Genomic DNA, 8,626 nt, shown 5'->3' with positions numbered 1-8,626 from the left:
CAGCCGGAGCACCCGGAGCCGGCGGAGCGCCGGGGGCCGGCGGGGGCGGCGCCAACGGGCGGATCGACTCGGCCAACGTTTTCGCGGCCACCTTGTCCACCGGGTTGTTGGCGGTGCCCAGCCACACCACAAACCAACGCTGGCTCGGGGCGCCTTGAGTGGTCGCGGGCGTGCCGACCACACCGGTCCAGATCTGGCCGTTGGGCTTGGCGGTGTCGCTGAACTTGACCTCGTAATACGAGGAGCTACCGGTGAGGCCGCCGCCGCTGAGCGGGGCGGTCTCCTGGTTGGTCCGCGTGCCGGGGTAGGGCATGAAGAACTCGCCCATATCCGAGCCCAGCCGGGTGGCGGCTTTGGTGTTGTCGCTTTCGGCGCTGGCGTACAGCCGTTGGTCCAGCTTGCCCAGCACGATCCGGGTGTCGTTGGCGACCGCCGGCGGTTGACCGGGCGCGGGCGGCTCCCCCGTCTCCTTGCTGAGCAGTGCCGACCCGTATTCCAGGTGGCTGGCGTCGGATTGCACCCAACCGGCGGGGATGACATAGCTGAAGCCGGCGGCGGCGTCGTCGACTCGACCGGGTTCGGGAGCACCCGGCTCGCCCGCCGGCGGCGGCGGCGCGTTGGGGTCCGCGGGCGGCGGAGGCGGCGCATTGGGATCGGCCGGCGGCGGCGCCGGGGTGTTGGTGTCCGGCGCCGGGGGCGGCGGCTCGGCATTCGCCAAGGTCGCGGGCACCGCGAAGGTCATGGCACCGGCCACGGCCGCCGCTGCCAGCGCCGACCAGATGCCTTTACGTCGTGTCGCGTACGGATCCACCTGCTCCATGGCCAGAAACCTACCGTGTTACCTCCGTGACGCAAGTGCGACTTGCGCACGATGCGTGGGATATTTGCCGTGTCGTGATCCGCGACCAGGAACGGCGGGGGCAGTTGGCCGATCGAGCCTGCGCTGAGGGCATCGAGGCTGTAGTGGCGGCGTCGAGTCTGCGGTGAGGGCAGCGAAACTGCGCTGAGGGCATCGAGACTGCGCTCAGGGTCCCGAGTCTGCGCTCAGGGCATTGAGACTGCGCTCAGGCCGAGTTTCTAGCCGCGAACACGTCCTCACCGCAGACTCGGTGCCGTGGGTTCAGACTCGATGCCCTCAACGCAGACTCGATGCCGTGGATGCAGACTCGACGCCACCAGCGCAGAGTCGAGGCCGCCACCGCAGACTCGGCGGCCACCCCCACCAGCGCAGCCACCGCCCCCGTCACGGCGCGTGGTGATGCGGCCCGGCGGCGTGCAGCCCCACCTCGGCGGCCTTCACCGCGAACCACACCCGCTCGCCGGGGCTAAGCCGCAGCTCGGCGGCCGCGTCGGCGGTGATGTCGGCGGCCAAACCCGGTGCGCCGTCGGGCTGCTCCTGCCCCCGCACCCGGATCGCCGCACCGCGGGAATCCAGTTCGGCCACCGTCACCGCGACGCTGTTGCGCGGGCTGCCCGGTTGCGGCTGCCGGTACACCGCCACCGCCGCCGGCGAAAACACCGCAACCGCATCGCGGCCGGCCGCAAGACCGTCGTCCGGCGTCCCGTGCCACGCCGTGTCCCACCCGGTGTGCAGGGCGCCGTCGTCACCGAGCACCCCGGCGATCAGGTTGACCCCGGCGATGCGGGCGCCGAACCGGCTGCGCGGTGCGGCCAGCACCCGCGCCACCGGCCCCAGCTCGGCGATCCTGCCGTCCTCCAATACCAGCACCCGGTCGGCCAGCGTCAGCACGTCCAGCAGGTCGTGGGTGATCAAGATGATGGCCCGCCCATCGCGGGCGACCACGGTGCGCAGCACCGCGCGGATGGCCGCCGCCCCGGCCACATCCAGCCCGGACAGCGGCTCGTCGAGCAGCAGCACCTCGGGTTCGGCGGCCAGCGCGCGCGCGATCGCCACCCGTTGGGCCTGCCCGCCGGACAGCTGTCGCGGCTTGCGGTCGGCCAGCGATTCGGCGTCCACCTCCCGCAGCCAACGCAGCGCCGCCTCGCGCACCGGCCCCCGCCCGGACCGCCGCCGGCCCCGCCGGCTGTGCGGCCCGAACGCGACGTTGGCGGCCACGCTCAAATGCGGGAACAGCAGCGGATCCTGCAGCAGCAGGCCCACCCGGCGGTCATGGGTGGCGACGTTGACCCCGGTCGCGGTGTCGGTGAGGACCCGCTCACCCAGCCGCACCAGGCCCGCGTCGGGCCGCAGCAACCCGGCAATGACGTGCAGCGTGGTGGATTTTCCCGCCCCGTTGGGTCCCAGCACGGCCAGCACCTCGCCGGCGGGCACCGCGAACTGGACGTCGAGGCCGCGGTCGGCCACGACGGCGCGCAGCTGCAGTTCGCTCACCCTGGGCTAGCCCACACCGGTCAACCTGCGGGTGCCCAGCCCGATCACCACCAGCGCGGCCACCACCACCAGCAGCAGCGACAGCGCGACGGCCGCGTCGGCGTCGGTCACCCGTTGCAGGTAGATCGCCAACGGCAGCGTGCGGGTGACCCCCTCCCGCGACCCGGCGAACGTCAACGTCGCGCCGAATTCGCCCAGCGAGCGGGCGAACGCCAGCACCGCCCCCGAGGCCAGCCCGGGCAGCAGCAGCGGCAGCGTCACCCGCCACCACACCGCGCTGGGTCGGGCCCCCAGCGTGGCGGCCACCACCTCATAGTCGGCGCCGGCGGTGCGGGCCGCGCCTTCCAATGCGATCACCAGAAACGGCAGCGAGACGAAGGTCTGCGCCAGCACCACGGCCGTGGTGGTGAACGCGATGTCGATGCCGGCGGCGTCGAGGTAGCGTCCGATCAGGCCCAGTCGGCCGAACGCGTACAGCAACGCGATCCCGCCCACCACCGGCGGCAGCACCAGCGGCAACAGAATCAGCGGCCGCAGCAGCCGCACCACCCGGGCCTGGCTGCGCGCCAACACCAACGCCAACGGCACCCCCAGCAGTAGGCACAACGCGGTGCTGGCGGCGGCGGTCTTCAAACTCAGCCCCAGCGCCGTCACCGCCGACGGGCTGGTGATCAGCGACCAGAAATGCCGCCAGTCCACCTTGACCGCGATCGCCACCAGCGGCAGCACGACGAACGCGGCCGCGGCGGCGGCCGGAATGTAGACCCAGCGCGGCAGACCGGCAGGCCGGCTCACACTCACCCTCAGGTCTTCGCGAAACCGGCTTTGTCGAGGATCTTTTGACCCGCGGGGCCGGTCACCAGGTCCACGAACCGCTGCGCAAGCCCGGATTGCGGCGCGTTCTTCAGCACCGCCATAGGGTAGATGTTCACCGCGCCGGCCGCCTCGGGAAACCTGACCGCGGTCACCTTGTCGCCGGCGTTGAGCGCGTCGGTGATGTACACCAGCCCGGCGTCGGCCTGCCCGGTGATCACCTTGTTGAGCACGTCGGTGACGTCGGGTTCCTCGCTGACCGGGGCGACCTGCACCCCGGTGCTGTCCTCCACCTTGTGGGTCGCCGACCCGCACGGGACCGGCTGCTGGCACACCACCACGCTCAGCCCCGGCTTGGCCAGGTCGGCGAACGACGCGACCTTTTTGGGGTTGCCCGGTGCGGTGACGATGACCAGGGTGTTCGCCGCGAACGGCACCGCGGCCCCGGCCAGCAGCCCGGCCTGCGCGACCTTATCCATCTGCGCGGTGTTGGCCGAGGCGAACACGTCGGCGGTGACGCCCTGGGTCAGCTGGGTGGCCAGCTCCGAGGAGCCCGCGAAATTGAATTCGATGCGGGCGCCGGGATTATCGGTTTGGAATCGCTGCCCGATCTCGGTGAAGGCCGGCTTCAGCGAGGCCGCCGCGAACACCGTGATCGAGGGCGCCGGTGATTTGGATCCGCACCCCACCAACCCGGCCAGCGCCGTCGCGAGCACCATGGCCACCACCCAGACCCGCCTCATGCGTCGCACCCTAACCGGCGGCGGCCCCCGTGGCCGGGTCGAGGCCGGGATGTTCCCGGATCGTTTCGTTCCCGAATTCCCCCGTATAGCTACCGTCCAGTAACATCGACGCGATCAACGCCATCACGCGCTGAAATCCCAGGTACCGGCCCTGCGGTGTGCCACCATCGAAACGCCGGGCCACCCGCCCGGGGACCAGGGATTCCGCGTTGAACACGAGGAGGTCATGGCGATGGAGGTGCTGGTCACCGGCGGCGACACCGATTTGGGACGCACGATCGCCGAGAACTTCCGCGACGCCGGCCACCAGGTGACGCTGGCCGGCGCGCGCCGCGACGAGCTGGAAGTCGCCGCCAAGGAACTCGACGTCGAGGCCGTCACCTGCGACAACACCGATCCGGCCAGCATGGCCGAGGCCCGCGGGCTGTTCCCCCATCACCTGGACGCGATCATCAACGTCCCGGCGCCGCGGTTCGACGCCGGCGATCCGCGCACCTACACCCCCGCCGAGCTGGCCGCCGCGTGGCGCAACACCTGGGACGCCGGCATGCTCTCGGCGGTGCTGACCGTGCAGACCGTGGGTGATCACCTGCGGTCCGGGGGGTCGATCATTTCGGTGGTGCCGGAAAACCCGCGCGACGGCAGCGCCGACGCCGCGGTCAAGGCCGCGCTGTCGAACTGGACGGCCGGGCAGGCCACCCTGTTCGGCACCCGGGGGATCACCGTCAACGTGGTCGCCGGCGGGCGCGACGTCGAGCCGGGCTACACCGGGCTCACCAGCACCCCGCCGCCGGTGGCGGCCGAGGCCGCCCGGCTGGCGCTGTTTTTGACCACCCCGGCGGCGCGGCACATCACCGGACAAACCCTGCACGTCAGCCACGGGGCGCTCACCCAGTTCGCCTGAGATATTCCCGCTTCGCCGGAAGCGTAATCGGGGACGGCGGAAGACCTTTGGCGACTAGGGTCGATCCGGTGACTACCCGCCTTGGCTTCCAGATCCCCAACTTCTCCTACGGCACCGGGGTTTCCGAGCTCTTCCCCACCGTGATCGCGCAGGCCCAAGAGGCCGAAGCCGCCGGCTTCGACTCGGTCTTCCTGATGGACCACTTCTACCAGCTGCCGATGCTGGGCTCCCCCGACCAGCCGATGCTCGAGGCGTACACCGCGCTGGGCGCGCTGGCCACCGCCACCAGCACCGTGCAGCTGGGCACCCTGGTCACCGGCAACACCTACCGCAACCCGACGCTGCTGGCCAAGGTGATCACCACCTTGGACGTGGTCAGCGCCGGGCGGGCCATCCTGGGGATCGGCACCGGATGGTTCGAGCTGGAGCACGACCAGTTGGGCTTCGAGTTCGGCACCTTCACCGACCGGTTCAACCGGCTCGGCGAGGCGCTGCAGATCATCCTGCCGATGATCACCGGTGAGCGGCCGACGTTCTCGGGCCGCTGGTATCGCACCGAGCAGGCCATGGCCGAGCCGCGCTACCGCGACCGGATCCCGCTGCTGATCGGCGGCAGCGGCGAAAAGAAGACCATCCCGCTGGCCGCCCGGCACTTCGACCACCTCAACATCATCGCCGGGTTCGACGAACTGCCCGGCAAGATCCAAGCCGTCCGGCGCAGCTGCGAGGAGATCGGCCGGGACCCGGCGACCCTGGAAACCAGCGCGCTGATCACCGCGCTGGTCGACGACGACGCCACCGCCGACCAGATCCCCGCCGAGATGAGCCAGCGGATGGTGGTCGGCAGCGCCGACGCGGTCGCCGAGCAGATCAAGACCAAGGTGCTCGACGCCGGGGTGGGCGGCGTGATCATCAACATGCCGTTCGCCACCCCCGGGGCCATCACCGCGGCCGGTGCGGCGCTGCGTCCGCTGGTCGACGGCTAGGCCAACTGTGGGTCATCACACAGCGGCCGGTGCGGCTGCGATCAATTAGGCCGACTACCGTATTGGTGAACGCAGTCGCCCTCGAGGAGCAACCCAGTCATGAGTGCCCAGCCTGAAGCCACTGCTAGCCCCGCCGGCCGGCACCGGGTGGTGATCATCGGATCCGGGTTCGGCGGCCTGAACGCGGCCAAGAAGTTCAAGCGCGCCGACGTCGACGTCAAGCTGATCGCCCGCACCACCCATCACCTGTTCCAGCCGCTGCTGTACCAGGTGGCGACCGGGATCATCTCCGAGGGTGAGATCGCCCCGCCGACCCGGCTGGTGCTGCGCAAACAGCGCAACACCCAGGTGCTGCTCGGCGACGTCACCCACATCGACCTGGATGGCAAGTTCGTCGTCTCGGAGCTGCTGGGCCACACCTACCAGACCCCGTACGACAGCCTGATCGTGGCGGCCGGGGCGGGCCAGTCCTACTTCGGCAACGACCACTTCGCCGAGTGGGCGCCCGGGATGAAGTCCATCGACGACGCGCTGGAGCTGCGCGGCCGCATCCTGAGCGCGTTCGAGCAGGCCGAGCGGTCCAGCGACCCGGAGCGGCGCAAGAAGCTGCTCACGTTCACCGTGGTGGGGGCCGGGCCCACCGGGGTGGAGATGGCCGGACAGATCGCCGAGCTGGCCGACTACACCCTCAAGGGCGCCTTCCGCCACATCGACTCCACCAAGGCGCGGGTGATCCTGCTCGACGCCGCCCCGGCGGTGCTGCCGCCGATGGGTGACAAGCTCGGCAAGAAAGCGGCGGCCCGGCTGGAGAAGATGGGCGTCGAGATCCAGCTCGGCGCCATGGTCACCGACGTCGACCGCAACGGGCTGACCGTCAAGGACGCCGACGGCACCCTGCGGCGCATCGAATCGGCCTGCAAGGTGTGGTCGGCGGGGGTGTCGGCCAGCCCGCTGGGCCGCAACCTGGCCGAACAGTGCTCGGTGGAGCTCGACCGGGCCGGCCGGGTCAAGGTGCTGCCCGACCTGTCGCTGCCCGGGCACCCCAACGTGTTCGTGGTCGGCGACATGGCCGCGGTGGAGGGGGTGCCCGGCATGGCCCAGGGCGCCATCCAGGGCGGCAAGTACGCGGCCAACACCATCAAGGCCGAGTTGGCCGGCGCCGACCCGGCGGCCCGGGAACCGTTCCAGTACCTGGACAAGGGGTCGATGGCCACCGTGTCCCGTAACTCCGCGGTGGCCAAGATCGGTCCGCTGGAGTTCAGCGGCTACTTCGCCTGGCTGGCCTGGCTGATGGTGCACCTGGTGTATCTGATCGGGTTCAAAACCAAGTTCACCACCCTGCTGTCGTGGGGGGTGACCTTCATCCGCAACCACCGCGGCCAGCTCACCATCACCGAGCAGCAGGCGTTCGCCCGCACCCGGCTCGAACAGCTGGAGGTGCTGGCCGCCGAGGCCCGCGGCGGCCAGGCCGACAAAGCGGCCAGCTAACCGCGCAGCCGCTCCCCCTGCCAGGTGCGCAGCGTGCCGCCGCCGGCCAACGCCAGCACCGTCGAGCCCGGCCAGGCGGCGGCGACGAATCCGTCGGCGGGATAACGCAATTCGCTGACGCCGGCCCGTGGGGCGGCCAGCGCGTCGTCGGCCACCGAGCCGGCGCCCAACTCCACCCGGTGCCGCAGCAGCGGGTCCTCGCCGACGTCGGCGCACAGCGACCCCGACCAAAAGCCGTCCCGCTCACCGCTGCGGCCGATCTGCACCCGCTCCCGCAGCCGAATCCGGGTGTCGGCGTGCAGCTGCAGCGCCACGCTGCACACGTGCCGCGCGTCGGCGGCGACCACGGTCGGTTCCAGATCCACGTCCAGTTCGCCGGCCACCTCGAGGCGCCACCGGGCGTGCGAGGTGGCGGTGGCGGCCCCGGGCAACGCGACGGTGGCCGCCGCGCTGCGCAGCCGCAGCACCGCGCCCGCTTCGACGATCACCCGCACCTCGATGCGGTCCCCGCCCAGCGGGGTGGCCGCCGCCGACACCAGGTGCACGGTGTCGGGCGCGGTCAGCCGGGCCGCGACGCCGCCGCGACAGTCGATGCGCGGCAACCGATCCCGGCGGGCGACCAGCGTGACCCGGGAGTGCATCACGGGCTGGTGGCCAGTTGGCTGCGCACCCAGGCCAGCACCGGCGTGGCGGCCGGGTCCTCGGTCAACGACAAAAACGCGGTGGGCCGGTGGTCGCGCACCGCGGCGGCGTCGCGGGCCATCACGCTCAGGTCGGCACCCACCAGCGGCGCCAGGTCGGTCTTGTTGATCACCAGCAGGTCGGAGAAGGTCACCCCCGGACCGCCCTTGCGCGGCACCTTGTCGCCGCCGGCCACGTCGATGACGAAGATCTGCACGTCGATCAGCCCCGACGAGAAGGTGGCGGTCAGGTTGTCGCCGCCGGACTCCACCAGGATCAAATCCAGCGGGTCGTGGGCGGCGATCAGGTCCTCGATCGCGTCGAGGTTGGCGGTGATGTCGTCACGGATCGCGGTGTGCGGGCAGCCGCCGGTCTGCACCGCGGCGATCCGGTCGTCGGGCAGCACGGCGTGCCGGCGCAGGAAGTCGGCGTCCTCGGTGGTGTAGATGTCGTTGGTCAACACCGCCAGCGCCAACTCGTCGCGCAGCTGCCGGCACAGCGCCGCGACCAGCGCGGTTTTGCCGGAGCCGACCGGGCCGCCGATGCCGATGCGCAGCGGCTCACCGGGTTGGCGCACCCGGCGCGGCCGGTCGGTTGGGGGCACCTCCCGCTTGCGGGGGAGGGCGTGGGGTTGGCCGTCGAGGAAATGCGGTGGCAT

Annotated in this window: 10 protein-coding genes; 3 read left to right on the top strand and 7 right to left on the bottom strand. The window is 71.2% G+C overall.

What is annotated here, in order from left to right; all coding sequences use genetic code 11:
* The 5 genes from BKN37_RS12305 to BKN37_RS12285 form a co-directional block, all read right to left on the bottom strand.
* A partial coding sequence (locus tag BKN37_RS12305; protein WP_071026138.1) for an APA family fibronectin-binding glycoprotein occupies positions 1-820 on the bottom strand: 820 nt, incomplete at its 3' end.
* A 423-nt stretch (positions 821-1,243) separates the two neighbouring features.
* Positions 1,244-2,353 carry a sulfate/molybdate ABC transporter ATP-binding protein gene (locus BKN37_RS12300; protein WP_071026136.1) on the bottom strand — a complete coding sequence of 370 codons (1,110 nt, stop codon included), beginning with the start codon at positions 2,351-2,353 and terminating at the stop codon, positions 1,244-1,246.
* A gap of 6 nt (positions 2,354-2,359) precedes the next feature.
* A complete protein-coding gene (locus BKN37_RS12295; protein ID WP_165618324.1) occupies positions 2,360-3,148 on the bottom strand; it encodes an ABC transporter permease in 789 nt (262 codons plus the stop codon).
* A gap of 8 nt (positions 3,149-3,156) precedes the next feature.
* Positions 3,157-3,909 carry a molybdate ABC transporter substrate-binding protein gene (modA, locus tag BKN37_RS12290; RefSeq protein ID WP_071026134.1) on the bottom strand — a complete coding sequence of 251 codons (753 nt, stop codon included), beginning with the start codon at positions 3,907-3,909 and terminating at the stop codon, positions 3,157-3,159.
* Between the two features lie 10 nt (positions 3,910-3,919).
* Positions 3,920-4,126: a hypothetical protein gene (locus tag BKN37_RS12285; RefSeq protein ID WP_071026131.1), complete on the bottom strand. Its 207-nt coding sequence runs from the start codon at positions 4,124-4,126 to the stop codon at positions 3,920-3,922.
* Between the two features lie 9 nt (positions 4,127-4,135).
* Between BKN37_RS12285 and BKN37_RS12280 the strand changes: the two genes are divergently transcribed.
* The 3 genes from BKN37_RS12280 (at position 4,136) to BKN37_RS12270 (ending at position 7,287) form a co-directional block, all read left to right on the top strand.
* Entirely contained in the window at positions 4,136-4,813 is a 678-nt protein-coding gene (locus tag BKN37_RS12280; protein ID WP_207547236.1) for an SDR family oxidoreductase, read from the top strand.
* A gap of 68 nt (positions 4,814-4,881) precedes the next feature.
* On the top strand, positions 4,882-5,799 hold the full coding sequence (locus BKN37_RS12275; protein ID WP_071026129.1) for an LLM class F420-dependent oxidoreductase: 918 nt from the start codon (positions 4,882-4,884) through the stop codon (positions 5,797-5,799).
* A gap of 99 nt (positions 5,800-5,898) precedes the next feature.
* Positions 5,899-7,287, top strand: coding sequence for an NAD(P)/FAD-dependent oxidoreductase (locus BKN37_RS12270; RefSeq protein ID WP_071026127.1), 1,389 nt, complete (start codon positions 5,899-5,901; stop codon positions 7,285-7,287).
* Here the strand turns inward: BKN37_RS12270 and BKN37_RS12265 are convergent.
* Together BKN37_RS12265 and ureG are read right to left on the bottom strand one after the other, a co-directional pair.
* Positions 7,284-7,928 carry an urease accessory protein UreD gene (locus BKN37_RS12265; RefSeq protein ID WP_071026125.1) on the bottom strand — a complete coding sequence of 215 codons (645 nt, stop codon included), beginning with the start codon at positions 7,926-7,928 and terminating at the stop codon, positions 7,284-7,286. The two genes, BKN37_RS12270 and BKN37_RS12265, sit on opposite strands and share 4 nt — an antisense overlap.
* Complete coding sequence (ureG, locus tag BKN37_RS12260; RefSeq protein ID WP_071026123.1) at positions 7,928-8,626, bottom strand: urease accessory protein UreG; 699 nt, start codon at positions 8,624-8,626, stop codon at positions 7,928-7,930. Before ureG ends, BKN37_RS12265 begins: the two co-directional genes overlap by 1 nt.

The organism is Mycobacterium talmoniae (genome assembly GCF_001854525.1).
GTDB lineage: Bacteria > Actinomycetota > Actinomycetes > Mycobacteriales > Mycobacteriaceae > Mycobacterium > Mycobacterium talmoniae.
Note: the sequence above shows the minus strand (reverse complement) of the source record. Positions and strands in the feature narration are given on the sequence as shown.

What these genes read in the sequence shown, in the direction of transcription:
- BKN37_RS12270 (WP_071026127.1), top strand. Translation starts at nt 5,899, where the DNA reads ATGAGTGCCCAGCCTGAAGCCACTGCTAGCCCCGCCGGCCGGCACCGG.
- BKN37_RS12265 (WP_071026125.1), bottom strand. Translation starts at nt 7,928, where the DNA reads ATGCACTCCCGGGTCACGCTGGTCGCCCGCCGGGATCGGTTGCCGCGC.
- modA (WP_071026134.1), bottom strand. Translation starts at nt 3,909, where the DNA reads ATGAGGCGGGTCTGGGTGGTGGCCATGGTGCTCGCGACGGCGCTGGCC.
- BKN37_RS12280 (WP_207547236.1), top strand. Translation starts at nt 4,136, where the DNA reads ATGGCGATGGAGGTGCTGGTCACCGGCGGCGACACCGATTTGGGACGC.
- ureG (WP_071026123.1), bottom strand. Translation starts at nt 8,626, where the DNA reads ATGCCACCGCATTTCCTCGACGGCCAACCCCACGCCCTCCCCCGCAAG.